The sequence below is a fragment of the Caballeronia sp. LZ062 genome, assembly GCF_031450785.1.
Classification (GTDB): Bacteria; Pseudomonadota; Gammaproteobacteria; order Burkholderiales; family Burkholderiaceae; genus Caballeronia.
The window spans coordinates 1,700,975-1,727,464 of record NZ_JARTWB010000002.1 but is presented as its reverse complement, the minus strand read 5'-3'; the positions used below and the strand labels follow the sequence as shown (position 1 = coordinate 1,727,464).

The window sequence follows — 26,490 nt, the reverse complement described above, 5'->3', positions numbered from 1 at the left end:
AAAAACGGTGGTTACAACGGCAATGCTTGGGGTGGCCGGAATCGGAGTGTCGGCAGAGAAGCGCGCCACAGCGGGCAATGCATGCGCGCGTGCGAAGCCGGCAAACCGATGGTCGGCCGCACGGCTCTCAAGAGATGAGTAGGTCAAATCGCAACGACTGTCTCCTCTGTGAGCCGATGGCGTCATGCCTGTGCCGGCCCATGCTAGTGATTGCTTTTGCTTTTTACCTGCGCATACGAGCCGCGGTTGGAACGCGGACGACAGGGCGCAGGCGCGAGGCTGTACGCCTGTGGCACGTAGCCCGGTGCATGAAAGCAGCGATTTCCGGACTTCGTTAACATGAGTACGAGAGCCGCCTTAGGGAAAACACTCATCTTCTGATTGACAAGCGATTTTTTTCCCGGGTGACATTTCCTCTTGATTTGGATTGTAGTTAAACTACAATTCAGTGTCAAAAAAAATTTTGTCGAACTACGGTAGCGTTTCGTTCGACGTCCCACCGACTTCACAGGCGGCCTCAGAGACCCATGCAAAGCGACTCGAATTTCATCTTCGTGCTCTTCGGCGGGACCGGCGATTTGTCGATGCGCAAGATTCTTCCGGCGCTTTTCGAAGCGCACCGGGCGGGCATGCTGGCCGCGTCGGGCAAGATCGTTGCCGTGGCGCGCGGCGCCCAGGCGCCCGGCGAATACCTCGCATGGGTCGAGGAGCACGTGAAGCCGCACGTGTCGAAGAAGGGCCCGGACGAAACGGCGTGGCGCAGCTTTTTGGAGCGCATCGAATACGTGCAGCTCGACCTGGGCCGCGCGGAAGACTTCGTGGTGCTGCGCGACGCGCTCGCTAAATACGACGGCACGCGCGTCTTCTATCTCGCGACCGGGCCGTCGCTCTTCGTGCCCATTTGCCGTGCGCTGTCGGAAGTCGCTCTGAACCAGAACGCACGCATCGTGCTGGAAAAGCCGCTCGGCTATGACCTGAAGTCGTCGAACGCCATCAACGACGCAGTCGGCGAGATCTTTCAGGAAGAGCAGATCTACCGCATCGACCATTACCTCGGTAAGGAGCCGGTGCAGAACCTCTTGGCGCTGCGCTTCGGCAATGCGCTCTTCGAGCCGCTGTGGCGGCGCGAATGGGTCGAAAGCATTCAGGTCACCATCGCGGAAGAACTCGGCGTGGAAGCGCGCGGCGACTTCTACGACAACACCGGCGCGTTGCGCGACATGGTTCAGAATCACTTGCTGCAACTGCTTTCCATCGTGACGATGGAGCCGCCGCACTCGATGGATTCCGACTCCGTGCGCGACGAAAAGCTGCGCGTTCTGCGCGCGCTGAAGCCGATCGACGAGCGCGACATCAGCCGCGTCGCCGTACGCGGGCAGTATCACGCGGGCGTGATTCGCGGCGCATCCGTGCCGGCTTACGCGACGGAAGCCGGCGTGCGCGCGGACAGCAACACCGAAACCTTCGTCGCGCTGAAAGTCGAAATCGAAAACTGGCGCTGGGCGGGCGTGCCGTTTTTCCTGCGCACCGGCAAGCGCCTCGCGGATCGCGTGGCGGAGATCGTCGTGAACTTCCGGCCGGTGCCGCATTCCGCGCTCGGCGCCAATGCGCTCCGCGCGGGCGCGAACCGCCTCGTGATCCGCCTGCAGCCAAACGAGACCATTCGCCTCTACTGCCTCGCGAAGCAGCCGGGCGAGGGCATGAATCTCGCAAGCGTCCATCTGGACCTCGCGTTCGACCAATTCTTCAAGGAAGGGCAGATGGAGGCGTACCAGCGGCTGTTGCTGGACGTGATCCACGGGCGGCTCGCGCTCTTCGTGCGTCGCGACGAGCAGGAAGCCGCGTGGCGCTGGGTCGAGCCGATTCTGAACGCGTGGGCGGCGTCGACGAACAAGCCCAAGCCGTATGCGGCGGGCACGTGGGGACCGGCGGCGTCGAGCGCGATGCTCGCGCAGCATGGCACGTGCTGGCTGGAAGAAGAGAATTGAGGGCGTCGCGCTGACGGCTCCATCAAGAGAGACGCCGCCGCGACGCCAGCACACAAGACCGCTTCGCGGGCCGTTCGCGGTTTCGCGGCATAAGGCGGGTCGATAAACCAAGACAAGCAGGATGGAGGAGCAGTGATCGAGCTTCGCACTTTCGACGACCCGCGCGCCCACTCGGACGCGCTGGCGAAGGCCGTCAGCGACGCGCTTGCCGCGTCGCTCGCGGCCAGAGGCGCCGCATCGGCCGATGCCAGCGCAGCCGCGTCAGGACAATCCGCTCATGCCACGCTCGCCGTATCCGGCGGCACGAGCCCGCGTCCGTTTTTGCAAACGCTCTCGCACGAGCCGCTCGCGTGGGCGCATATCGACGTGACGCTCGTCGACGACCGCTGGGTGCCTGAAACCGATTCCGCGAGCAACGCGCGCCTCGTGCGCGAGACGCTTCTGCAAGACGCGGGCGCGGCCGCGTACTTCCTGCCGCTCGTCGATACGTCTGCCACGCTCGACGCGCACGTCGCCGCGCTCAACGCCGACGCGCGCCGCCGTCTGCCGGATGTCGCCGTGCTCGGCATGGGCGAGGACGGCCACACGGCGTCCATCTTCGCAGATGCGCCCGAATGGGACTTCGCCATCTCCACGCAGGACCGCTTCGTCGCCGTGCATCCGGGCAGCGCGCCGCACGCGCGCGTGAGCCTGTCGATGTCCGCGCTGAAGCAGGTGAAGCAGCTTTTCCTCTTCATCTCCGGCCAGAAGAAACTCGACGTACTGAACGCGGCGCTTGCCGCGCGCCAGAAGAATGCCATCTCGACTTTGGCCAACGATGAAGGAGTGAAGCTCGATGTCTACTGGTGTGCATAAGGCCGCGCCGGCGGCGAGCCACGCCGATGGACCGAGGCTGCTCGCCGACATCGGCGGCACGAACGCGCGCTTCGCGCTGGAGACGGCGCCCGGCGAAATCGGGCAAATTCGCGTGTATCCGGGTTCCGATTACCCCGGCATCGCGGAAGTCATGCAGCAATATCTGAAGGACACGAAGGTCGGCCGCGTGAACCACGCGGCGATCGCGATCGCCAATCCGGTGGATGGCGATCACGTGAAGATGACCAATCACGACTGGAGTTTTTCGATCGAAGCGACGCGCCGCGCGCTCGGCTTCGATACGCTGCTCGTGGTCAACGACTTCACCGCGCTCGCCATGGCGCTGCCCGGGCTTACCGATGCGCAGCGCGTGCAGATCGGCGGCGGCGCGCGGCGGCAGAACAGCGTGATCGGCTTGCTGGGTCCGGGCACAGGCCTGGGCGTGTCGGGTCTGATCCCCGCCGACGACCGCTGGATCGCGCTCGGCAGCGAAGGCGGCCACGCGACCTTTTCGCCGTTCAATGAGAGCGAAGACCTCGTCACGCGCTATGCGCGCCGCAAGTACCCGCACGTGTCGTTCGAGCGCGTGTGCGCGGGGCAGGGTCTGGAGCTGATCTACCGGGCGTTCGCGGAGCGCGACAACGTCGCGGTCGCCGACACCTTCACCGCCGCCGACGTCACCACGCGCGCGCTGGAAGGCGAGGCGCTCGCGCTCGAAACGGTGAACTGCTTCTGCGCAATCCTCGGCACGTTCGCCGGCAATATCGCGGTCACGCTCGGCGCGCTGGGCGGCATCTATATCGGCGGCGGCATCGTGCTCAAGTTGGGCGAGTTGTTCCACAAGTCGCCGTTTCGCGAGCGATTCGAGTCGAAAGGGCGCTTCCAGCAGTATTTGTCCGGCATTCCGACTTACGTCATCACGGCGGAATATCCGGCGTTCCTCGGCGTCTCCGCGATTCTGGCCGAGCAACTGTCGAATCGCGCGAACAGCGGTTCGTCGGCGGTGTTCGAGCGCATCCGGCAAATGCGCGACGCGCTCACCCCCGCCGAGCGCCGCGTGGCCGATCTCGCGCTGAATCATCCGCGCTCGATCATCAACGATCCGATCATCGACATTGCGCGCAAGGCGGACGTGAGCCAGCCGACGGTGATTCGCTTCTGCCGCTCGCTCGGCTGTCAGGGCCTCTCCGACTTCAAGCTGAAGCTCGCGACGGGTCTGACTGGCACCATTCCGGTCAGCCATAGTCAGGTGCATCTCGGCGATACGGCCACGGATTTCGGCGCGAAAGTGCTGGATAACACCGTGTCCGCGATTCTGCAGCTACGCGAGCACCTGAACTTCGATAACGTCGAGCGCGCAATCGACATTCTGAACGGCGCACGGCGCATCGAGTTCTATGGCCTCGGGAATTCGAACATCGTCGCGCAAGACGCGCATTACAAGTTCTTCCGCTTCGGCATCCCGACGATTGCGTACGGCGATCTGTACATGCAGGCGGCGTCCGCGGCGTTGCTCGGCAAGGGCGACGTGATCGTGGCGGTGTCGAAGTCGGGGCGCGCGCCGGAACTATTGCGCGTGCTCGAAGTGGCGATGCAGCAGGGCGCGACCGTCATCGCGATCACGTCGAGCAACACGCCGCTCGCCAAGCGCGCGACGGTGGCGCTGGAGACGGATCACATCGAAATTCGCGAGTCGCAGTTGTCGATGATCTCGCGCATCTTGCATCTCGTGATCATCGACATCCTCGCGGTCGGCGTGGCGATCCGCCGTGCGGCGCCGCAGCCGAGCGCGAAGATCAGCGAAGCGGTCGCGCAGATCCGCGAATCCAGCGACGATGAAGCCGCCGCTGTCCTCGACTGGCTGAGCCACGGCGCGTCGGGCGTGGCGAAGGAATAGCGCCCGAGCCGCGCTAAAGGAAAAGGGGCCGCCGATGCGAATCGGCGGCCCCTTTTTGTCGTCGGCAAGAGAAACGGCGCGTCCCCTTCCGGGAGCCGCGCCGCTGCGAGCATTGCACGCGCTGCTTAGAACGAGTGTTGAATGCCCGCGTACACGCCGGTCTGACTGCGGCCGGGGAACGGATTGTCCGTGGAAGCGGCCGAACCGAAGTTGTTCGCGTTGAGGCCGTAATTCGCCGTCTTGCTGTTTTGGACGGTTGCCACTTGCAGATCGAACAACGTGCGCTTCGACAGGTTGTACGAGCCGCCGACGGTGTACATGGTCGCGTTGCCCGCGCCGTTGTTGCCGTTCACGTGATAGACGGCGGCGGTCAGCGCCGCAGCCGGCGAGGCCTGCCACGTCACGCCGCCCCATTCGTGGTCGAGCGTGGTCGGCTCGCCGGGCAACTGGCCGGTCATGCCGGACGAGCGGATGGCCTGATAGCCCGCCTGGACCTTGAACTGGCCGAGGAACACGTTCGCCATTGCGGAGCATTCGCGGGAATAGGCGTAGACGCCGTTGCCGTTGGCGTTGCCCGCGCCGGTGATCCCGCCATTGATTGCGTTATACGCGCCGCCGAGCGTGCCGTTGGACGGATTGCGAATCTCGTCGTACATGCCGCGGATCTGGAAGTAGGGCGACGTATAGGTGACGTAGGCGCCTGCCTCGCGGCCTTGCTTCGTGCTGCCATTACCGTTCCAGCTCGTCGCGTTGGACAACGCATATTGCCCGTAGAAATCGAAGCCTGCGAACTTCGGCGACTGGTACGAGATATTGTTGCTCGATTGCGGCCAGTTGCGACCACGCACCAGCGAAGCGGACGACCAGTTCGACTGGCCGAAAGGATCGAAGTCCCACACGCCGTTCGACACGAACAGTTCGCGGCCCAACAGCACGGTACCGAAGCTGTTGTTTGCAATACCGACGGTCGCCCAGCGATTGAAGAGACCGCCGCCGCCCGGGCCCTGACCCGTCATGGTGTTGAAGCTGCCTTCGAGCTGGAACACGGCGCGGTTGCCGCCGCCCAGATCTTCCGCGCCTTTCAGGCCCCAGAGGCTCGTGCCCCAGTCGCCGCTCTCCGCGCGAATGCGACTCGCCGTGACGTTCGAAGCCGCCCCGGTCGGCACACCGTTCATGTATTCGAGTCCCGCGTCCAGACGGCCGTATAAGGTCACGCTGCTCTGGGCGTGTGCCGCCGCGCCGAACGTCAGCAGCGCAGCCGCTGCGAGCAAAGCCTTCTTCATCATCTCCTCCAACTCCTGTCAAAAGTGAAACAAGTGCCGCGGAGATTTTGAAGGAGAACTACATGTTCGGAAGGCGTCTCCTGTACTTATGATTCAATTTGACAAACGCTGCAACACAGGGCGGTCGCGCTCGACGAAACGCCGCGCCAAATAAAAAACGGTGCGACACCCTTTCGGGCACCGCACCGATACGCGCCTCTCGCAGCAGCGTGAAAACCTTATAGAACTATTCGTACTTCAGACTCGCCGATTAGAACGAGTGCTGAATGCCGGCGTACACGCCCGTCTGGCTGTGGCCAGCGAACGGGTTGTCCGTCGCGGCGGCCGTGCCGAAGTTGTTGGCGTTCAGGCCGTAGTTGGCGCTCTTGCTGTTCTGCACCGTGGCGACTTGCAGGTCGAACAGCGTGCGCTTGGACAGGTTGTACGAGCCGCCGACCGTGTAGATGGTCGCGTTACCCGCGCCGTTGTTGCCGTTCACGTGGTAGACCGCGCCGATCAGAGCCGCCGCCGGCGTTGCTTGCCACGTCACGCCGCCCCATTCGTGGTCGAGCGTCGTCGGCTGGCCGGGCAACTGGCCCACCATGCCGGAAGAACGGATCGCCTGGTAAGCGCCCTGAACCTTGAACTGGCCGAGGAACAGGTTGAACATCGCCGTGTACTCACGCGAGTACGCATAGACGCCGTTGCCGTTTGCGTTGTTCGCGGCGGTCGTGCCGCCGTTGACCGCGTTGTATGCGCCGCCGAGCAAACCGTTGCCCGGGTTGCGAATCTCGTCGTACATGCCGCGAATCTGGAAGAGCGGCGTGGTGTACGTGATGTACGCGCCACCTTCACGACCTTGCGCCGTCGTGCCGTTGCCGTTCCAGTTCGTCGCGTTCGAGAGCGAGTACTGACCGTAGAAGTCGAAGCCCGCGAACTTCGGCGACTGGTACGAAATGTTGTTGCTCGATTGCGGCCAGTTGCGGCCACGCACCAGCGAGGCGGACGACCAGTTCGACTGACCGAACGGATCGAAGTCCCACACGCCGTTAGCGATGAACAGTTCGCGGCCCAACAGCAGCGTACCGAAGTTGTTGTTGGCGACACCGACCGTCGCCCAGCGATTGAAGAGGCCGTTGTTGCCCGGGCCCTGACCCGTCATGGTGTTGAAGCTGCCTTCCAACTGGAACACGGCGCGATAACCGCCGCCCAGGTCTTCGACGCCCTTCAAGCCCCAAAGGCTCGTACCCCAGTCGCCGCTTTCCGCACGGAAGCGGTGCGACGAGCCGGTAGCCGCGCCGTTGGCGCCGACGCCGGTCGGCACGCCGTTCATGTACTCCAGGCCGGCGTCCAGGCGGCCATACAGCGTCACGCTGCTTTGAGCCTGAGCCACCGCGCTGAACGTCAGCAGTGCTGCTGCCGCGAGCAAAGCTTTTTTCATCATCTCCTCCAACCCTGTCAAGAAATAGAACCAAGTGCTGCCGTGTGCGGTTCGATGCGGGCGCATCCAACCGGAAATTGTTTTTCGAGGAACGACACACGCTTAAACGAGAGTGCTCGTGACGATTCGCGCATCGTGGGCACGAATCCGACGCCGGTCCGTCGACGGGCGTCTCCTCACTTTGTTTTGAAGTAAAACTACTTTTTGTGCACTTCGTTTTGGTACTTTAGTTACCAATTTAACAAATTACGTCACACTCGCCAAAGAAATTTGACGCTCGGCGGGGCGGTGTGTCAAAAACGCAAAGCCGCTGTGGTATGCACGCGACCCAAAGCATGGGAAATGGCCCGCAAAGCCTTATGCAGCAAGGGTTTGCGACCGGGCAACTTTCGGGGTCAGGTTTCACGCCTATTGACGCGGGCACGTCGCGGCGCTAGATGGCCGAATCGGGCGGGAAGCGTTGTGCGGTACGGCGCGGACGCAAAAAAAAAGCGCCTCGAGGGCGCTTTTTTCGCAGGGACTGTGCGGAACCTACTTGAGACTACCGGAGAGAAACTGCTTGAGCCGCTCACTCTTCGGTTGAGCGAACACCTCGTTCGGACAGCCTTCCTCTTCGATACGCCCCTGATGCAGAAACACGACATGGTTCGACACATTGCGCGCGAACGCCATCTCGTGCGTGACGACAATCATCGTGCGGCCTTCCTCGGCGAGCGTCTGCATCACCTTCAGCACTTCGCCGACGAGTTCGGGATCGAGCGCGGACGTGGGTTCATCGAAGAGCATCACATCCGGGTGCATGGCGAGTGCCCGGGCGATCGCCACGCGCTGCTGCTGACCGCCCGACAAATGGGACGGATACTGCTTCTCCAGCCGCGGCGCGAGCCCGACCTTTTCCAGATACGTGCGGGCGCGTTCTTCCGCTTCCTTCTTCGGCAGTCCGAGCACGTTCACGGGCGCTTCCGTCACGTTCTCCAGCACGTTCATGTGCGACCAGAGATTGAAGTGCTGGAACACCATCGAGAGTTTCGAGCGGACCTGGCGTAGCTGCTTCGCGTCGGCGACCTTCAGCGCGCCGGTCTTGTCCATCATCGTGCGGACTTCGGCGCCGTCGACGAAAATGCGCCCGCGGTTCGGCTGTTCGAGGAAGTTGATACAGCGCAGCATCGTGCTCTTGCCGGAGCCCGACGATCCGATGATGCTGATGACGTCGCCGGCCTTGGCCTTCAGCGAGACGCCTTTGAGCACTTCGTTGCTGCCGTACTGCTTGTGAATGTCGTCGACGAAAAGCTTGTGCTTCTGAGAATTCATGTGCGGTCCTGTAGGGCCGATTGCCTGACTTATTTGCCTTGAGGCCGCAGGTACGCGAGCCAGCGATGCTCGGCGCGGCGGAACAGCCACACGAGCGCGAACGAAATGACGAGGTAGAGCAGGGCGGCGATGCCGAACGCCTGGAACGACTGATACGTCGCGGAATTCACGTCGCGCGCGATCTTCAATATGTCCGGCACAGTCGCCGTGAACGCGACGGTCGTCGCGTGCAGCATCAGAATGACTTCGTTGCTGTAGTACGGCAGCGCGCGGCGCAGCGCCGAAGGCAGGATCACGCGCCAGTACAGCGTGAAGCTCGACATGCCGTAGGCGCGCGCCGCTTCGATCTCGCCGTAGGGCGTCGCCTTGATCGCGCCGGCGAAGATTTCGGTCGTATAGGCGCAGGTGTTGAGTGTGAACGCGAGCAGCGTGCAGTTCATGCCGCTGCGAAAGAACTGGGAAAGCAGCATGTGATCGCGCACGACCTGCAGGCTGTAGAGGCCCGTATAGCAGAGCAGAAGCTGAACGTAGAGCGGCGTGCCGCGAAACACGTACGTGTACAGCCAGACGCTGCGCGAGAGCAGCTTGTTCTTTGAAACCCGCGCCACGGCGAGCGGCACCGAAAGGCAGAATCCGAGGCCGATGGAAACGACGAGCAGCCACATCGTGATGGCGAGACCGGTGATCCGGTAGCCGTCGGTGAAAAGGTAGTTCTTCCAGAATTCCTGGATGATTTCGATCATGAAGTCCGCCGCTGTTTAACGCTGGTTACAGGTCCGCCTTGCGCACGCCGATGGAATAGCGCCGCTCCAGCCAGATCAGCACGAAGTTCGAGATCGTGGTGATGGCGAGATAAACGACACCTGCGAGCAGCGTGAAGAAGAAGAAACGCTGCGTGCCCTTGCCGGCGTCCTGCGCCGCTTTCACCACGTCCGCGAGGCCGATGATCGACACTAGCGCCGTCGCCTTCACCATCACCTGCCAGTTGTTGCCGATGCCCGGCAGCGCGAAACGCATCATCTGCGGAAACATGATGCGCGAGAAGGTCTGCCACGGCGTCATGCCGTAGGCGGCGCCTGCTTCGAGCTGACCGCGCGGCACCGAAAGGAACGCGCCGCGGAACGTCTCGGTGAAATACGCGCCGTAGATGAAGCCGAGCACGAGAATGCCCGCGAGGAACGGATCGATGTCGATCTGGTCCCAGCCGAGTTGATCGGTCAGCAGGTTCAGCCAGATCTGGATGCTGTAGAAGAGCAGCAGCATCAGCACGAGATCGGGTACGCCGCGAATGAGCGTCGTGTAGACCGTGCCGATGCCCGACGCGATGCGGCTCTTCGAGAGCTTCGCCGCCGCGCCGATGAGGCCGATCACGAAGGCGAACGCCAGCGACAGCACCGCGAGCTTGACGGTCTGCCAGGTGCCCGCGAGGATCAGCGGGCCGTAGCCTTGCAACATGGTGATTCCTTGATAAGGTGCGCCATTGCCATTCGCGCACGAAGCGGCTCGCCGCCGTCAGTCGTTGCCATCGCTCGCCAATCGCGCCGCGTCATGCCGCCCGGCGTCTGCCGGATGAATCCCCGCGCGGATTGTCTCGCTTATTTTCGGCGCCGCGAGTGGCTCGCGCGCCGGCGGTCCGTATTGTAGGTGGCCAAAATTGGCGAGCACGCTCTAAGCCGCAATCCCCCGCGAACCCCCGCCAATATCGAGGATGCCGCCCGCCGGTGTTTCCAAAGACGCCGCAGCGCCGCCGCCACCCGAAAAGCGCGGTATTTTACCCGAACCCGGCTTGCGCGCGGCGATAGCAGGAGAAGTCCGATTACATCCATCGGCGGGACGGTGTAGTGCCGTTGCGCGCGTTGTTCGGGCAGGCGGCCGCCCTTACATTGTCTCCATCGCAGTTCAACGTCTACACCGGGAGCACAACATGTTCGAGATTCGCCGCAGCAACGAACGCGGTCACGCTAACCACGGCTGGCTGGACTCGTATCACACCTTCTCGTTCGCCGATTACCACGATCCGGAGCACGTCCACTTCGGCGCGCTGCGCGTGATCAACGAAGACCGCGTCGCAGGCGGGCAGGGCTTCGGCACGCACGGTCATCGCGACATGGAAATCGTGAGCTACGTGCTGGAAGGCGCGCTCGCGCATCGCGACAGCATGGGCAACGGATCGACCATCCGCCCCGGCGACGTGCAGCGCATGAGCGCAGGGACCGGCGTGCGGCACAGCGAGTTCAACGGATCGCCCACCGAGACCGCGCACTTCCTGCAAATCTGGATCATTCCGGATGCGCCGGGCGGCGCGCCGGGCTATGAGGAAAAGCGTTTCACCGACGACGAAAAGCGCGGCCGGCTGCGCGTGATCGCATCGCCCGGAGGCACGGACGGCTCGGTGAAGATCGGCGCCGACGCGCGAATCTTCGCGGGCCTGTTCGACGGCGATGAGCGTGCCGACTTCGACGTGCCGGCGGGCCGCCGCGTGTACGTGCATGTGGCGCGCGGCAAGGTGTCGGTGAACGGCGAGGCGCTCGGCGCAGGCGATGCCGTGAAGATGGAGGACATCGCCAAGGTGACGATCGACGGCGGCGAGCAGGCGGAAGTGCTGTTGTTCGATCTGGCTTGACCGGCCTTTGATTTGAAAACCGCGGGCTCTCGCCCGCGGTTTTTTTTTCGCCTGCGAGAACCGCTTACGGTTTCGCAGTCGCCGAAGCGCCCGGTGCGCCCGGTGCGCCCTGAGCGGCGTCCGGCCCGCCGCGATGCTTGCCCCAGCGTTCGTGCATCTTTTGCTCATGCTCGTGCATGCGGGCGAAGTGCTTCTTGAGCGCGGCGCTCACGGTCGTCTTCTGCTGGTCGTTCAGCGAGTTATAGAAGTTGAGCCAGGCGGTCGCTGTCTGCTCATGCAGCTGCATCTGCTGCTGCTCGAGCTTCTGATGCGCCGCGTTCATCGCATTCAGATCCAGAATCGGCTGGTTCTGCATCGACTGGAACTGCTCGTGCATCTGGCGATGACTCTCGCGCATGGCGGCGTGGTTTTGCTTCATCGTGTCGATGGCCGTCTGCCACAGCCTTTCCTGATCCGTATTCAGCTTCAGCTGGCCGTGCAACTGGTCGAGCTGCTTCTGCATGCGCATTTCCATATGATGACCGCCGGGGCCGCCCATCATGCCCGGCGCGCCGGGCGGCGGGGCGTTGGGTGCGTCGTTGGTGGCGGCGTGCGCCGCGCCGAAGGTCAGGGCAAGTGCGGCAGCCGTGGCGGCGAGAATGCGATTCTTTTGCTTGAACATCGTGAGACTCCCTTGATTGTGACGGAGCCGAATGCGCGGATTCGTCGAGGTCCGCGCTGGGTCGGTGAGACACAGCGTAGAGGGTCGTGCCGGCGAGCGTGTTACCGCGCCGGCTTTTCGTATTACGCTGGTTTACGCGCTGCTTTCGCGGTAACACGCCGTAACCCTTTGCCGCGTGTACGCCGCGAAGCCGCCCCGACTCACGCGATACACTTCATTTCATGACTACACAAATTCTTGTCGTCGACGACGACGCCGAACTGCGCGACCTCTTGCGCGACTATCTGGTCCGGCAGGGCATCGAGGTCTCGGTGCTGCACGACGCCGGTTCGCTCGAACGCCGTCTGGAGCGCGAGCGTCCCGATCTCATCGTTCTCGATCTGATGATGCCGGGCGTCGACGGCCTGACCGCGCTGCGCAAGCTGCGCGCATCGGGCGACGACATCCCCGTGATCATGCTGACCGCCCGCGCGGACGATGTGGACCGCATCGTCGGGCTGGAACTGGGCGCGGACGATTACCTCGGCAAGCCGTTCAATCCGCGCGAACTGCTGGCGCGCGTGCAGGCGGTGCTGCGCCGCCGCCGCACGATTCCGTCCGCCGCGCCCGAGCAACGCGAGCCATATTCGTTCGGCCGCTTCCGGCTGGACTTCCAGTCGCGCACGCTGCAACACGACGAAAAGCCGATCACGCTGTCCGGCAGCGAATTCGCGCTGCTCAAGATCTTCGTGAATCACCCGATGCGCACGCTCACGCGCGAGCGTCTGCTCGAACTGCTGCACGGCCCGGAATACGACGGCACGGACCGCGGCATCGACGTGCAGGTGTGGCGCCTGCGGCGCATTCTGGAAAGCGATCCGTCCGCGCCGCGCTTCATCCAAACGGTGCGAGGACGTGGCTACGTGTTCGTGCCCGACGGCGAGCAAAATGCGTCGGCCCATTGATTCGCTGTTCGGCCGGCTCGTCGTCCTCGTGATCGGCGTGCTGGTGCTCTCGCACCTCGCGTGGTTCGCCGTGATCCGCCTGGAGCGCGACAACTCGCAGACGCGTTATGCCGTCGAGGAAGCCGCGTTCCTCGTTGAAGCGGTGCGGCAGCACATCGCCAATAGTCCGGATCAGCCGTTGCCTTCGCGCGTGCGCATCGTGCCGCTCGAGGCCGCGGACGTCCCGCAGCCCGCGAGCGGCGACGAGCTTCCGCCTCCGCTGTCGCGCTTTGTCGAAGACATGAAGGACCGCCTGCCCGACGGCACCGACGTGCGCCCGGGCCCGCCCGGCGCGCCGCCGAGCGTCTGGGTGCACGGCGCAAAGGACGCGGGCTGGATCGTCGTGCCGGTGCAGCCGCTGCGCCCGCCGCGCTCGCGCGACCGCATGCTCGTGTGGCTCGCCATCATTTTCTCGGCGGCGGTGCTCGCCGCGCTCTTCGCCGCGTGGCAGTTGCAGTCGCCGCTGCGCTCGCTCGCGCAAGCGGTGGCGCGCTTCGGACGCGGCCAGCCTACGCCGCCCGTGCCGGAGCGCGGCCCGCGCGAGTTGCGCCAGCTCACGCACGGCTTCAATCAGATGGTGCGCGAAGTCTCGCAAAGCGAAAACGACCGCGCCGTGATGCTCGCGGGCGTCGCGCACGACCTCAAGACGCCGCTTGCGCGCCTGCGCCTGCGCGCCGAAATGATGGACGACGAGAAAACCCGCGACGGCGTCGTGCGCGACGTCGATTCAATGGCGCATATCGTCGATCAATTCCTCGTGTTCGCGCACGACCGCCCGGACGGCAGCGAGCCGGTCGCGGTGGATCAACAGTGCGAGCGCATCGCGCGGGCTTATCGCGCGGTGGCGCCGGGTGCGGATACCGTGCGTCTGCAGCTGGAAGCCGGCCCGTCGTTCGTGCTGCCGGCGGCGACGCTCGACCGCCTGCTCTCGAACCTGCTGGACAACGCCCATGCGTACGGCGCGCCGCCTATCGTCATCGAGACGCGGCGGGAGGCGAAGGGCTGGGTGCTGTGCGTGTCGGATCACGGCAAGGGTATTGCGCCGGACGATCTGATCAAGGCGAGCCGGCCGTTCGTGCGGCTCGACCCGGCGCGCGGCGGCAGCGGGCATAGCGGACTGGGACTCGCCATCGTCGAGCGGCTCGCGCGGCGCGCGGGCGGAGAGTGCGAAATCGGCAATCAGGTGGATGGCGGCCTGCAGGTCGTGATGACCTTTCCGTTCGATGTCGCCACCCGCGCGGTCACGGAGCGCCGCGCCGGACCGCAACAGGCGGAGCGCGCGGTCTGACTACGCGCGCTTTTTCGACGCGGCTCAGTCGAAGAGCGTCTCCAGCGCCGAGGCCGCCTCGCTGTCCACGGTGTTATACGTCACCGTCGACGCTTCGAAGATGTAATGCGTCGTGTACTTGCCGAGGCGCGACAGGATTTCCTCCTGAATCACTTCCGGCGCCAGGTCGATCTTCAGATACCACGCGGTGGACGACAGCCGCGTCTGGAACGACCCGTACTCCGCGAGCAATTGGTCGAACGTTTCAGCGTCCTGATCGCGGCACACGATGACCAGATTTCCCTTCATGCAATCCTCCCGATAACGGCAACGCAGTCGAAACCCAAGGTCGATGATACCTGCGCGGACATGTCCGTGTGGCGACGAGGGGAAAGGCGGCGGCGCTACTTGCCCGCGAGCGAGTCTTCGGTATGCCGCGCGGGCGGCGGGTCGGCGGGGCGCACTTCGCTGCGGTCGCGCCCGCGCGACTTCGCCTCGTAGAGCGCGAGATCGGCGCGCGAGAGAATCCATTCGAGCGCGTCGTCGCTCGCCTGTTCCGTGATGCCGATACTGACCGAAAGCACCGCATCGTCGGGCAGATGCGCGCAATGTTCGTGATGGAAGCGCTTGCGCAGCCGCTCCAGCACGGCTTGCGCGTCGGCGAGCGACGTTTGCGGCAGCAGGATGCCGAACTCCTCGCCGCCGAGCCGCCCGATCGCATCGCTCGGACGAAGCTGCTCGCGGCAGACCTCCGCGAAGTGCTCGAGCGCGCGGTCGCCGCACGCGTGCCCGTAACGGTCGTTGATCTGCTTGAAATGGTCGAGATCCGCGATGGCGACCGAAAGCGGCGTGCCCGCGGAGCGCGCCAGTTCGACCTCGTGCCGCAGCGTGTCGAGGAAGTAGCGCCGCGACAGCGCGCCCGTGAGCGCGTCGTGGCGCGCTTCCGCCGACAACAGCGTATTGGCCGATTGCAACTGCTCCGCGAGATCGCGCGTCGCGCGATGCAGGCGGCGTTCGCGCGAATACGACGTCGCGATCACGACGGCGAGCGTCACGACGCCGAGCATCGTCAGAAACACGAGCAGGCGGTCGCGGCTGTGATTGCGCGTGATCTCCGGCCAGCTCGTAAGCGGATGGACGATATGCGCCGACAAGCCGGAGTTGAGGCCGGTGCGTTCGTCGTACAGCGAGGGCACGGAGTCGCCGTTGGCGGCATAGAAGTTTTTCGCGAGCGCGGGCGCGAGCCAGGGTGCCGATTGCCGCATCTGCTCGCCGACGCTTTCGAGCCGCAGCGGGGCGAACGCGTCGCGGCGATAGTGTTCGAGGCGCTCGCGAACCGTCATGCGTGCGACGGGCGCAAAGGGCAGCGCCTGATATTCGAGCCGGCCGTCGTGCGCCATGACCACGACGCCGTTTTCGTCGGTGACGAAGGTGCCCGGGCGCGAAACCCAGTGCCGCAAGCGGTCGATGCTCACCTTTGCGATCACCGCGCCGACCAGAAGCCCGTCCTCGTACACCGGCGCGGCGATGAAGATGCCCGGCTCGGCGGAGAGCCGGCCGACGCCGTACATTTCCACGAAACCGCCGAGCAGCGCGCGAGCCACGTAGCCGCGCCCGCTCATGTCGTAGCCGATGAAGCTGTTCTCGTCGCTGGCGTTGCTCGATGCAATGCAGTAGCCCTGGTCGTTCACGAGCCAGATGGAGTCGAGTCCGGCGAAGCCCTGCGCGTCGTGCAGGAAACGGTTCACCTGATCCAGTCCGGGCTGTGCCATCCATTGCTCGCGCCGTGCCGATTCGGTCGTCTTGAGGTTCGACGTGTAACGCCGCGATTGGGACAGCGCGCGCTGCGTGAGGTCCATCTGCGCGAGCGTCGCGGGAATGGCGCGCGACATGGCGAGGTCGCTCGCAATGATCTGCGCCATGTTGTCGACGATGGACGCCGCCATCTGGCGCTCGGTGCGCACGGTCGCGGTCATCTCCTGCTGTACCATGCGGTCCGACAGCAAGCCGGCGGCGACCCAGCACCCGAGCGCGAGCAACGCGAGGCAAAGCGTCGCGATCGCGCGGTGCAGAAGGAGCTTGTTCATCGGTCGGGCCCGTGCGCCGGCGTCACGCCGCGACCGTCGGGCATTCGGCGCGCGTGCGCCGTGCGCGCGCCAGGGCGCGTGGGCTGCGCATCGGCGGCGTGCGCGGGGACTCGCCGCAGCCGGCCAAAAACGCGATAATCGCCGCCCTGAGACGAACGTTCAGCCGGTCAGCCCGGGCGCGTTCATTGCGTTGCAGGGGCGCGGGAGCGGCGGTTGTGGCATGCGCGCGAGGCTCGTGCGTGCGGAAAGCGGGGTGTCTCGCGTCTGTCGGACGGCCTTCCGACTCGGTCTTGGCGTCTCGCATTGCATCGGCGCTCATTTATTGTTTCTGATAAGCCCAGATTGGACGATGTTTTCTGTCGTCTATCAAGCGCCTTATTGCTGCGAACGGCGTTCGCCCAACACATTGGTTCTCAACCACGCGGTTCGCTTGCCGCCGCAGCCCGCTTGTGCGTGCATTGGGCGCGATGGCGGGCCGAAAGCGCCCTGCAAGGATGAAGCGGTGCGCGCCGGTCTGCGCCGGCACTTCAGTTCGGCTCCGTCGTGCCGATGAGCAACACAAGCCGCACGCCGCGAGCCAAAGTTCGGCGGGAAGGTTGTGCCTGTCATCGTGAGTGGTGTAGTGTCGCTCGGTTCAGCGCGAGCGCATGTCGTCCGCCGGGCGGCCGGACGCGTTGAACCGTTGTGCGCCGTCGCGCGCCGTCGCGGCAAGGACAGTGAGGGGGCTCGCCCGGACGACGGCATCGGCCGTCTCGAGCATCATCCGCGCATTTGCGCGGTCGTAACACAGCCTTACGGGGAGGGCCTTGAATGGAATTTGGTTTCAATCTGAATCGCACGGCGAACGCGTCCGCCTGGCGGCTCCTGCCCAACCGCTGGGACTTCGTGGCGTTCCCGATGATCATCTGCATCATCGCGCTCGCCGCCGTCGGCTTTCACGAGACGCTCGCGCCCATTTCGACACTGCAGACGCAGGCGATCTCGCTCGACCCCGCGAATCTCCCCGAATACGCGTTGCGCACGACCTTGCGCATGCTGGCCGCGATGGTCGCGTCGCTCGTCTTCACGCTCGCCTACGGCACGCTCGCGGCGAAGAGCCGGCGCGCGTCCGTCGTGCTCGTGCCGATTCTCGACATTCTCCAGTCAGTGCCGGTGCTCGGCTACATCTCGTTCACGGTCACGTTTTTTCTCGCGCTTTTCCCGGGGCGCGTGATCGGCGCGGAGTGCGCGGCCATCTTCGCCATTTTCACGAGCCAGGCGTGGAACATGACGTTCAGCTTCTACCAGTCGCTGCGCACGGTGCCGCGCGACCTGGACGAAGTCTCGCGCGGCTTTCACCTGACCAACTGGCAACGCTTCTGGAAGCTCGAAGTGCCGTTCTCCATGCCCGGCCTCATCTGGAACATGATGATGTCGATGTCGGGCGGCTGGTTCTTCGTCGTGGCGTCCGAAGCCATTACGGTCGGCAATCGCAGCATCGTGCTGCCGGGCATCGGCGCGTATCTCGCGGCGGCCATCGGCGAGCGCAATCTCGGCGCGATCGGCTGGGTGATCCTCGCGATGACGATCGTGATCCTGGCCTACGACCAGTTGATGTTCCGCCCGCTCGTCGCGTGGGCGGACAAGTTCCGCATGGAGAACACGAGTTCGGGCAATGCGCCCGAGTCGTGGCTGCTCGACCTGATTCGCCGCACGCGCCTGATTCACCGCCTGCTCGTGCCGGCCGGATGGATTCTCGCGAAGGCCGCGCGCGTGCCGATCAAGCTGCCGTCGCTGCAAGGCGTGAAGCTGCCGCTGCGCGCGCCGGTGTCTTCAACGCGTGCCGGCGATATCGCGTGGGGCGCGGCCGTGCTCGTCGTCACGGCGTTCGTCGTCTGGAAGGTGGTGTCGTTCGTCGCGACGGGCGTCACCTGGAGCGAAGTGGGCCACGTGTTCGTGCTCGGCTTCATCACGCTGCTGCGCGTGGTGGTGCTGATCGCGATCGCGTCGGTGGTCTGGGTGCCGATCGGCGTGCTGATCGGCCTGCGCCCGGCGCTCGCGGAGAAGTTCCAGCCGCTCGCGCAGTTCCTCGCGGCGTTTCCGGCGAATCTGCTCTTTCCGGTGTTCGTCGTCGTGATCGTGCGCTGGCATCTGAACCCGGATATCTGGCTGTCGCCGCTCATCGTGCTCGGGACGCAGTGGTATATCCTGTTCAACGTGATCGCGGGCGCGTCGGCTTATCCGAACGATTACCGCGAAGCCGCGACGAACTTCCAGATTCGCGGCTGGCAGTGGTGGAAGAAGGCCATGCTGCCGGGCATTTTCCCGTACTACATCACCGGCGCGATCACCGCTTCGGGCGGCGCGTGGAACGCGAGCATCGTCGCGGAAGCGGTGTCGTGGGGCAAAACCAATGTCGTCGCTCACGGACTGGGCGCGTATATCGCGCAAAACACGGCGGACGGCGACTATCCGAAGATCATTCTCGGCATCGCCGTGATGTCGCTCTTCGTGACGCTGTTCAACCGCCTGTTGTGGCGCCCGCTGTACGCCTACGCCGAAGCGCGGCTTCGACTGGATTGAGGACGACTTCCGATGCAGAACCTTAAAAATTCCCAGGCGCCCGCCCAGCAGGCAGCGGTGCGCACGCCCGGCACAACCGGCACGCCGGCCGGGGCGCCGCCGGGCGCGCAGAACAAGCCGCCGCGCTTAGGCGCGGAGATTCTGCGCGTTCAGAACGTGAGCCGCGGCTTCAACAAGACGCAGGGCGAACTGCTCGTGCTGGACGACGCCAACCTTTCGCTGCGCGAAGGCGAGATCGTCGGTTTGCTCGGGCGCTCGGGCTCGGGCAAGTCGACGCTTCTGCGCATCATCGCCGGTCTGATCGAGCCGACCGACGGCGAAGTCACCTATCTCAACGAGCCGTTGCGCGGCCCGGCGAAGGGCGTCGCGATGGTGTTTCAGACCTTCGCGCTCTTTCCGTGGCTGACCGTGTTGCAAAACGTGGAAGCCGGTCTGGAAGCGCAGGGCGTCGCCGCGCGGGAACGGCGCGAGCGTGCGCTCGCGGCCATCGACCTGATCGGTCTGGACGGCTTCGAGAACGCTTATCCGCGCGAACTGTCGGGCGGCATGCGCCAGCGCGTGGGCTTTGCGCGGGCGCTGGTCGTCGATCCCACGCTGCTCTTGATGGACGAGCCGTTCTCCGCGCTCGACGTGCTGACCGCCGAAAACCTGCGCACCGATCTGCTCGACTTGTGGACGCAGGGACGTCTGCCGATCAAGTCCGTGCTGATCGTGACGCACAACATCGAAGAAGCGGTGTTCATGTGCGACCGCATTCTCGTGCTGTCGTCGAATCCCGGCCGCGTGATGGCCGAGATCAAGGTGCCGTTCAAGCATCCGCGCAACCGGCTGGACCCGGCGTTCCGGCGGCTCGTGGACGACATCTACGCGAAGATGACCGCGCGCCAGCTCGACGACGCGAAGAAGAAGGGGCTGGAGTTGGGGAGCTGGCTGCCGTCCGTGTCGACCAATCTGATGGCGGGTCTGATCGAAACGCTCGCCGCCGAGCCGTACCACGGCCGCGCGGACATGCCGGAAATTGCGCGGACGCTGCATCTGGAAGTGGACGACCTCTTTCCGATTGCGGAAGTGCTGCAACATCTGGGCTTCGCGGACGTGCGCGAGGGCGATATCTACCTGACGCCGCAGGCGCGCGTGTTCGCCGAATTCGGCACGCAGGAGCGCAAGATGATGTTCGCCGAGCATCTGCTGCGGCACGTGCCGCTCGCCGCGCGCATCAAGAAGGTGCTCAACGAGCGGCCGGGGCATCGTGCGCCGCGCGTGCGCTTCGAGCAGGAACTCGAAGACTTCCTCTCCGATAAAGCCGCCCAGGAGACGCTCGATGCGGTTATCGACTGGGGACGTTACGGCGAGATTTTCTCGTATAACGATCAGACGGAGATGCTGAGCCTGGAGGACGTCGAGGCCTGATCTCGCCGTTTCTCGCTCGAACAAAGGCGCGGTTTCGGGGAACGGAACCGCGCTTTTTTTGTGACGCGGGCTTTTGCATTGTCGTCATCCACGACGGAGAAACGCGAGTAGACGCCCAGGCAGATTGCGCCCGAATAAAAAGCGCGGCTCCCGGAAACGGAAGCCGCGCTTTTTTGCGTACGCCGCGCCTGTTGCTTACTGCAGATTGCCCCAACGCTCGACCGCAGGCTCCGCCGACGCCCACTTCCAGCCTTCGGTCTGCTTGCAGGCGCTCGCCACGAACCAGTCGGCGTGCGCGTTCGCATCGTCGCCGTCGACGACGGAGAACGCGAACTCCTTGCAGCTTGCAAGCGCGTTGTCGACTTCGCGCAGCACGCGCACGTCGCCGTGGCCGTTTTCGATCGGCAGCGTGTGCTTGACCTTCCACGGGCGTGTCTCGCCGACCGCCGACATGCCCGCCGCCGCCGCGATGGCGACTTGCTGGTCCGTATGGAGCGACTTCGACACGCGCTTCACCGCTTCGTCGGTGGCGGCCTGCACCGCGATGCCGACGCCGATGCCGATGGCCGGATTCGTCGTGACCGCGCCGGTCGCCACGCCCGCGACCGCGCCCGTCGCCGCGCCGATGGACGCGCATCCGCTCATCGTCGCGCAGGCGGCTGCGACCGCCACGGCAAGCGAGAAGCGCAGCGCGGGTTGAACTGCGAGCCGCACCGTCATTGCAGCGAACCCCAACGCGGCGTGGCAGGCTCGGCCGACGCCCATTTCCACTTGGCTCCGTCGCGGCAGACGGACGCGACGTAGAACGCGCTGTCAGCGGGGCGGTCCTTGGTGGCGTCGCGATCGACGGAAAACACGATCTCCTTGCAGTCGAGCGCGCCGCTGCTGATGGTGCGGCTGACGGTCACGCGGCCTTTCTCGTCTTCTTCGAGCGGGACCGAGTGCGTCGCGACCCACGGAGCGACCGCTCCGACTGTGAGCGGGCCCGCCACGGCGGCGATCTTGTCCTGCGTATCCGTATGGACGATGCGCTGCGTGTACTGCACGCCCGCGCGCGCCGCCGCTACCGCGCCCAAGCCGATGCCGGTCGCCACTGCGGCGTTGTTCGTCACTTTGGCCGCAACCGCGGCGCCGGCGATACCCGCGCCCGCCGTGGCGCCTTCGCTATAGAGGGAGTTGCATCCGCTGAGCGTCAGACACGCAATGACGCCGCTCGTGATCGCGGCCAGCGCGGCGGCGCGTTTGCCGCGCCGGGGGACACAAATCTGCATGTTGCTGTTTCCTTCGTCTGCCGTTTTTCTCACCGCGATCCATCCGGGACCGCAGCCGACGTCCCCGCGAGCCAAGCGCTTGACGCCAAGTCCTGTCGCGGGCTTCGCGCATTTTGAAGCAAGCTTCTAATTACCGCTTCGGGAAAATTGCAAGAATTTGCAAGCGCCGGGAACGCGTTGCGCATTCGGTAACAACCGCGCGGACGAAGGACGGCAGCAGCGGTAAGTTGCCGCCTGTGCTGCCGATCGGTCGGATCAGCTTTCGCTGGAGGACGACGTGTCGCTCGCGTCGGTGTCTTCGTTCTCGTAGGCGCCCAGACGGTTATACAGCGTCTTGAGGCTCACGCCGAGCGCCTTCGCCGCGCGCCGCTTGTCACCGCCGCAGTGCTTGAGCGTGCCGAGGATAATCTGCTTTTGCGCGTCGGCGAGCGGCGTGCCGACCCAGACGTTCATCGCGTCGCCTTGCGTGATCGGTTTCTTCACACGCGAGGCGAGATGCGGATGCGCGATCTCCACCGTCTTCTCCGCAAGAATGAACGCGCGATACACCGTGTTCTTCAGCTCCCGCACGTTGCCGGGCCACGAATAGGTGCGCAGCACGTCGAGCGCTCGCTTGCTGAAGGCTTTATTCGTACCTTCTTGCGCGTTCATTTCGGAGAGGAAGTGCTGGGCGAGCAGCTCGCGGTCCGCGTCGCGCTCGCGCAAGGGCGGGGCGCGCAACGGAAAGACGGCGAGGCGATACATCAGGTCTTCGCGCAGGCCGTTTTCCTTGACCGCCGCAACCGGGTCGCGGTTGGTCGCGGCGATCACGCGGACGTCCGAACTGATCAGATCATTGCCGCCCACGCGAAAGAACGTGCCCGTTTCCAGCGCGCGCAGCAGCTTCACCTGGCGCACCGGCGACATCTCCGTCACTTCGTCGAGGAACAGCGTGCCGCCGTTCGCATGTTCGAAATAGCCGATGCGTCCCTGCACCGCGCCCGTGAAGCTGCCTTTCTCGTGGCCGAACAGCTCGGCTTCGATCAGGTTGTCCGGGATCGCGCCGCAGTTCACGGCGATGAACGGCGCGTTCTTGCGCGCGCTGTGATCGTGAATCGTGCGGGCGACGAGCTCCTTGCCCGTCCCCGATTCGCCGATGATCAGCGCGGTCGCGTCGGTGGCGGCGACGCGATCGATCTGTGCGTACAGCTCCAGCATGACGGGCGACGAGCCGTACAGTAGTCCGTAAGACTTCAAACCCGGCACGTCTCCCGCATTGCGCTTTTTCTGCGCGGGTGTTTCGCCTGCCACGAGCGGCGGGTCAAGATCGGTTGACGCCATAGGTCCTGATAGTTCCTGAGTTCTGCGAATGTGGTGGGGCGGGCAGCGAGCGCAGCCGACGGCTGATCGCGCCGGGCCCAGCGGGCAAAGCGCGGCTGCGCTCGATCGGCTGAACATGCGGTGCGGCCCGGCGGGCCCGGGCGTCGACGCGCGCCGTCACCTGCGGCACAGGCGCTGCTGTCGCGCTCGATGGCGATTGGCCGGTCCCTCGAAAGCGTCAGTCCGAAAGCCGCAACGCGAATCGGTTGATTCGCGATTGCGACTCTATCTCATAAACGCTATTTAACCATTCGCGACGATATTGCGGCAATGCGCGCCGTCAGTCGGACGGCATTTTGTCTGATTGAGTTTCGCGTCGCGCCGGTCATCCGGAAAGGTTCTCCGCGCGCACCGCGAAATTACAAGGCGACGGCGTAAGTCTTACCCGGAGAATCGGCGATTTGCGCACGCGCGCCCTTATTTACGCCATTGGCATGAAAGCTGCTCGATGAGGTCATCCTTATTCGAATGCCCGCGACGGAAAGGCGAAGAAACGGGCAATGAGAGAGGTCGAACACATCATGGAAGAATTTTTCGATTTCGACGTGGCCGCAGACGAGCGACGGGAACGCGCGACGGCGGTGCGGCCGGCTCGCGGCAGGGGTGCGCGGACGGCGAACGATCGGCAGGAACCCGGGGCAGGCGAGCCGATCGACATCTATCACTGGGCGGCGGTTGCGCTCGTGACGGCGCTGATGTGCGCCGTGCTCGGCTATGCGGCCGGCACGCCCGCACTCGCTCGCGCTGCCAACGTGACGAGCCTCGTGTTCGGCGTGGCAGGCGGCGCGCTGACGGCAAGCGGCATCGTCCGGCGTTTGCGAACCCGCCTGACGTCGAGCGGCGGGCGTTCCCCGTTGACCGTCACGGTGCCGAAAGCGCAGTAACCGTGGCGAAGCAAGAGCCGCACGGATCGGCAATGACCCGCGATCATGCGGAAGACCCCCTTGGCGAGGACTGATTTCATGAGTCAAACGACTGTCCAGCTTGCGTTGGGCAAGCAGAAGATCATCGAAGACATCAAGGTGCTGCTGAACGACTCGGAAGAGCTGCTGCGGCTGTCGTCGGCGCTGCCGGGCGAGGGCGTCGAGGCGCTGCGCTCGCGTCTGCGCGATCACGTCGACACGGCCCGCGCCGCGCTCGAAGACGCACAGGCGAGCGCGCAAAGCCGCTACCGGTCGACTATCGACTGCACCGAGCGGTACGTGCGCGAGAAACCGTGGGAATCGCTCGGCATGGCGGCTGCCGCCGGGTTCCTGCTCGCGGCGGTGATTTCGCGCTAAACGCACGGCTGGTCAACCCATCGCCCGTTTCGCCGGGCGATCGGCATCGGGTTCAACGACACGGGAGAGAACAACAATGGCACGGTCATCGATTGGAGTATTCGGGGCGCTTTTCGCAGTCGGCGGCGTCCTCGCCTGGAAGTGGATGCAGTCGCAGGATGCAAACGGGCGGCGTGCCGTCGGCGGGCCGAACCGCTGGCAAGGCGGCCGTTCCCGCACGCGCGGGAAGTACGTCGTCGGCGGCACACCGGACGCGTGGCATTTCCCGAAAAGCTGATCTGCATCTCTCAGCGACGCCACGATAGCGGAGCGTCGCGAAGCTCCGTCCGAAGCCCAGCGCTTCCCGCATGAGAACGCACGCCCGAGCGGCGTGCGTTTTTATCTTAATAAGCCCTTATAATCATTGAACCTCTGCCATAAGTGAGCATTTGGAAAAACTTACGGCGGACGGCCCCAAGCGTGCGGAACTTTCGGAAATTATTTTCTTTTCTGCGCTTTGCGGCCGGGCTTTAGCCGATATCGGCGCCTGGCCCGTTAGACGCACCGGCCCGGACGGCTCAAGCCGCCCGGAGAAGACCACGCCGCCACGCGGCGTGTGACCCTGAAACGCTTTGGAAGAATTCGAGACGCAATGCCACACGTATTGATTGTCGATGACGATCCCAGTACCCGCGAGGCGCTAGCCGCGATCATCGGCGAAGACGGACTGACCACGGCCACCGCCAGCGATCTGCGCGAAGCGCGCATCCAGCTCGTGCGGCAGACGCCGGACGTCGTTTTCACCGACCTCAAACTGCCCGACGGAACGGGCGTCGACCTGTTCGAAGATCTCGATCCGCGCTCCGGCGTGGAATTCATCGTCATCACTGGTCACGCGACGGTGGAATCGGCCGTGAGCGCCCTCAAGATGGGCGCGGCCGACTACCTCGTGAAGCCCATCAATATGCAGCGCGTCAAGGCGATTCTTTCGCGCCTGCCGCGCGCCGGCGACCTGAAGGCGGAAATCGGCACGCTGCGCGGCGAATTGCGCCGCATGGGCCGCTTCGGGCTGATGCTCGGCAATTCGCCCGCGATGCAGACGGTCTACGACCAGATCGGCCGCGTCGCGCCGACGGCGGCTTCGGTGCTGCTGATCGGCGAGTCGGGCACGGGCAAGGAAGTCGCCGCGCAGACGCTGCACGAGCTGAGCCTGCGGCGCAAGCATTCGTTCATCGCGGTGAACTGCGGGGCGATCTCGCCGAATCTGATCGAATCCGAAATGTTCGGCCACGAGCGCGGCTCGTTCACCGGCGCGGATCGCCAGCACAAAGGCTATTTCGAGCGCGCGAACGGCGGCACGCTGTTCCTCGACGAAATCACCGAAATGCCGATCGAGTTGCAGGTCAAGCTGCTTCGCGTGCTGGAGACGGGCATGTTCATGCGCGTCGGCACGACAAAGGAAATCGAGACCGACGTGCGCCTGATCGCGGCGACCAACCGCGACCCGGAGCAGGCCGTGCTCGAAGGCAAGCTGCGCCTCGACCTGTATCACCGGCTCAACGTGTTCCCGATCAACCTGCCGCCGCTGCGCGAGCGCGGCAAGGATGTCGAGTTGCTCGGACAGGCGTTCCTCGACGAGCTGAACGCACGGTACAACACGAAGAAGGACTTCCCGCCCGCCGTGCGCGAGATGCTGGCGTCGTACAACTGGCCGGGCAATGTGCGCGAACTGAAGAACTACGTACAGCGCGCGTACATCATGTCGGGCTCGGATTCCGACAGCACGGCGACCGTGCCGCTCCAGATTTCGCTCTCGCGCCCCTCGTCGGGCACGGCGGTGACGATTCCGTTCGGCACGTCGCTCGCACAAGCGGATCGGCAACTGATTCTCGCGACGCTCGAGCAGTGCGGCGGCGTGAAGACGCGGGCGGCGGAAATCCTCGGCATCAGCTTGAAAACGCTTTACAACCGGCTCGTGGAGTACGGCGAGGATGCCAACAAGGCAGCCGTCGGCGAAGGTGGAGACGTGAGCGAGTCGGAAAGCGAAAATCGCTGAACGTCGGCTATCTTCACACGAAAACCACGCCCGCTGCTTGCAAAAGCGCGGGCGTTTTTGTTGGCAGCCGCGCTTTCAGCAACGATAATGGGATGCATGGACGCGGGCCGAGGAGAAAGGAGGGGCATAACCCTTGCTGCCGTTCCATGCGACATCCCTTCTCTGCGTGCAAAGCAATGAGTGGCACGCCGCGTTCCG

23 protein-coding genes are annotated in these 26,490 nt (G+C 64.6%); 12 read left to right on the top strand and 11 right to left on the bottom strand.

All coding sequences use genetic code 11. The features are described 5' to 3' along the window. Positions 1-527: 527 nt before the first annotated feature. From zwf to P9239_RS14150, 3 genes are all read left to right on the top strand, one after another. Positions 528-1,988 (top strand): glucose-6-phosphate dehydrogenase, encoded by a 1,461-nt coding sequence (zwf, locus tag P9239_RS14160; protein WP_309751850.1) that lies wholly within the window; start codon positions 528-530, stop codon positions 1,986-1,988. 132 nt (positions 1,989-2,120) lie between these two features. Next, a complete protein-coding gene (gene pgl / locus P9239_RS14155; protein WP_175939808.1) occupies positions 2,121-2,843 on the top strand; it encodes a 6-phosphogluconolactonase in 723 nt (240 codons plus the stop codon). Beyond that, on the top strand, positions 2,824-4,740 hold the full coding sequence (locus P9239_RS14150) for a bifunctional transcriptional regulator/glucokinase (RefSeq protein ID WP_309751847.1): 1,917 nt from the start codon (positions 2,824-2,826) through the stop codon (positions 4,738-4,740). The genes pgl and P9239_RS14150 overlap by 20 nt, the downstream gene beginning before the upstream one ends. Before the next feature lie 125 nt (positions 4,741-4,865). Here P9239_RS14150 and P9239_RS14145 read toward each other — a convergent pair whose 3' ends face one another. From P9239_RS14145 to P9239_RS14125, 5 genes are all read right to left on the bottom strand, one after another. Continuing rightward, positions 4,866-6,023, bottom strand: coding sequence for a porin (locus tag P9239_RS14145; protein WP_309754054.1), 1,158 nt, complete (start codon positions 6,021-6,023; stop codon positions 4,866-4,868). Positions 6,024-6,273: 250 nt separating this feature from the next. Continuing rightward, the gene (locus P9239_RS14140) at positions 6,274-7,443 is read right to left on the bottom strand and encodes a porin (protein WP_309751845.1); all 1,170 of its coding nucleotides are present in this window, start codon (positions 7,441-7,443) and stop codon (positions 6,274-6,276) included. A gap of 531 nt (positions 7,444-7,974) precedes the next feature. Continuing rightward, entirely contained in the window at positions 7,975-8,754 is a 780-nt protein-coding gene (locus P9239_RS14135; protein WP_309751843.1) for an ATP-binding cassette domain-containing protein, read from the bottom strand. A gap of 29 nt (positions 8,755-8,783) precedes the next feature. Further along, on the bottom strand, positions 8,784-9,497 hold the full coding sequence (locus P9239_RS14130) for an ABC transporter permease (RefSeq protein WP_309751841.1): 714 nt from the start codon (positions 9,495-9,497) through the stop codon (positions 8,784-8,786). A gap of 25 nt (positions 9,498-9,522) precedes the next feature. Further along, entirely contained in the window at positions 9,523-10,209 is a 687-nt protein-coding gene (locus P9239_RS14125; protein ID WP_175939813.1) for an ABC transporter permease, read from the bottom strand. Between the two features lie 469 nt (positions 10,210-10,678). Between P9239_RS14125 and P9239_RS14120 the strand changes: the two genes are divergently transcribed. Further along, entirely contained in the window at positions 10,679-11,377 is a 699-nt protein-coding gene (locus P9239_RS14120) for a pirin family protein (RefSeq protein WP_309751838.1), read from the top strand. A 64-nt stretch (positions 11,378-11,441) separates the two neighbouring features. On the opposite strand, the gene P9239_RS14115 is transcribed toward P9239_RS14120, so the two are convergent. After that, positions 11,442-12,038 (bottom strand): periplasmic heavy metal sensor, encoded by a 597-nt coding sequence (locus P9239_RS14115; protein WP_309751833.1) that lies wholly within the window; start codon positions 12,036-12,038, stop codon positions 11,442-11,444. 221 nt (positions 12,039-12,259) lie between these two features. On the opposite strand from P9239_RS14115, the gene P9239_RS14110 reads away from it, so the two are divergent. Both P9239_RS14110 and P9239_RS14105 read left to right on the top strand, forming a co-directional pair. Then, the gene (locus tag P9239_RS14110; RefSeq protein ID WP_309751832.1) at positions 12,260-12,982 is read left to right on the top strand and encodes a response regulator; all 723 of its coding nucleotides are present in this window, start codon (positions 12,260-12,262) and stop codon (positions 12,980-12,982) included. Then, entirely contained in the window at positions 12,966-14,309 is a 1,344-nt protein-coding gene (locus tag P9239_RS14105) for an ATP-binding protein (RefSeq protein ID WP_309751830.1), read from the top strand. The genes P9239_RS14110 and P9239_RS14105 overlap by 17 nt, the downstream gene beginning before the upstream one ends. A gap of 24 nt (positions 14,310-14,333) precedes the next feature. Here P9239_RS14105 and P9239_RS14100 read toward each other — a convergent pair whose 3' ends face one another. Both P9239_RS14100 and P9239_RS14095 read right to left on the bottom strand, forming a co-directional pair. Beyond that, on the bottom strand, positions 14,334-14,597 hold the full coding sequence (locus tag P9239_RS14100) for a hypothetical protein (protein ID WP_309751828.1): 264 nt from the start codon (positions 14,595-14,597) through the stop codon (positions 14,334-14,336). A 95-nt stretch (positions 14,598-14,692) separates the two neighbouring features. Further along, entirely contained in the window at positions 14,693-16,375 is a 1,683-nt protein-coding gene (locus P9239_RS14095) for a diguanylate cyclase (protein WP_309751825.1), read from the bottom strand. An 810-nt stretch (positions 16,376-17,185) separates the two neighbouring features. Between P9239_RS14095 and P9239_RS14090 the strand changes: the two genes are divergently transcribed. Together P9239_RS14090 and P9239_RS14085 are read left to right on the top strand one after the other, a co-directional pair. Further along, positions 17,186-18,937 carry an ABC transporter permease subunit gene (locus tag P9239_RS14090; protein ID WP_309751823.1) on the top strand — a complete coding sequence of 584 codons (1,752 nt, stop codon included), beginning with the start codon at positions 17,186-17,188 and terminating at the stop codon, positions 18,935-18,937. A 12-nt stretch (positions 18,938-18,949) separates the two neighbouring features. Beyond that, a complete protein-coding gene (locus tag P9239_RS14085; protein WP_309751821.1) occupies positions 18,950-20,347 on the top strand; it encodes a nitrate/sulfonate/bicarbonate ABC transporter ATP-binding protein in 1,398 nt (465 codons plus the stop codon). Between the two features lie 195 nt (positions 20,348-20,542). Here P9239_RS14085 and P9239_RS14080 read toward each other — a convergent pair whose 3' ends face one another. From P9239_RS14080 to P9239_RS14070, 3 genes are all read right to left on the bottom strand, one after another. Next, entirely contained in the window at positions 20,543-21,067 is a 525-nt protein-coding gene (locus tag P9239_RS14080; protein WP_309756408.1) for a hypothetical protein, read from the bottom strand. Beyond that, positions 21,064-21,618: a hypothetical protein gene (locus tag P9239_RS14075; protein ID WP_309751819.1), complete on the bottom strand. Its 555-nt coding sequence runs from the start codon at positions 21,616-21,618 to the stop codon at positions 21,064-21,066. The genes P9239_RS14080 and P9239_RS14075 overlap by 4 nt, the downstream gene beginning before the upstream one ends. Positions 21,619-21,873: 255 nt before the next feature. Beyond that, positions 21,874-22,938 carry a sigma-54 dependent transcriptional regulator gene (locus P9239_RS14070; RefSeq protein WP_309751817.1) on the bottom strand — a complete coding sequence of 355 codons (1,065 nt, stop codon included), beginning with the start codon at positions 22,936-22,938 and terminating at the stop codon, positions 21,874-21,876. 539 nt (positions 22,939-23,477) lie between these two features. Between P9239_RS14070 and P9239_RS14065 the strand changes: the two genes are divergently transcribed. The 4 genes from P9239_RS14065 (at position 23,478) to P9239_RS14050 (ending at position 26,292) form a co-directional block, all read left to right on the top strand. Further along, the gene (locus P9239_RS14065) at positions 23,478-23,861 is read left to right on the top strand and encodes a hypothetical protein (RefSeq protein ID WP_309751815.1); all 384 of its coding nucleotides are present in this window, start codon (positions 23,478-23,480) and stop codon (positions 23,859-23,861) included. A gap of 78 nt (positions 23,862-23,939) precedes the next feature. Then, positions 23,940-24,257, top strand: a complete 318-nt coding sequence (locus P9239_RS14060) for a DUF883 family protein (RefSeq protein ID WP_309751814.1) — start codon at positions 23,940-23,942, stop codon at positions 24,255-24,257. Positions 24,258-24,333: 76 nt separating this feature from the next. Next, positions 24,334-24,534 (top strand): hypothetical protein, encoded by a 201-nt coding sequence (locus P9239_RS14055; RefSeq protein WP_309751810.1) that lies wholly within the window; start codon positions 24,334-24,336, stop codon positions 24,532-24,534. A 354-nt stretch (positions 24,535-24,888) separates the two neighbouring features. After that, positions 24,889-26,292, top strand: a complete 1,404-nt coding sequence (locus P9239_RS14050; RefSeq protein ID WP_244848226.1) for a sigma-54 dependent transcriptional regulator — start codon at positions 24,889-24,891, stop codon at positions 26,290-26,292. The last annotated feature ends 198 nt before the right edge of the window (positions 26,293-26,490 follow it).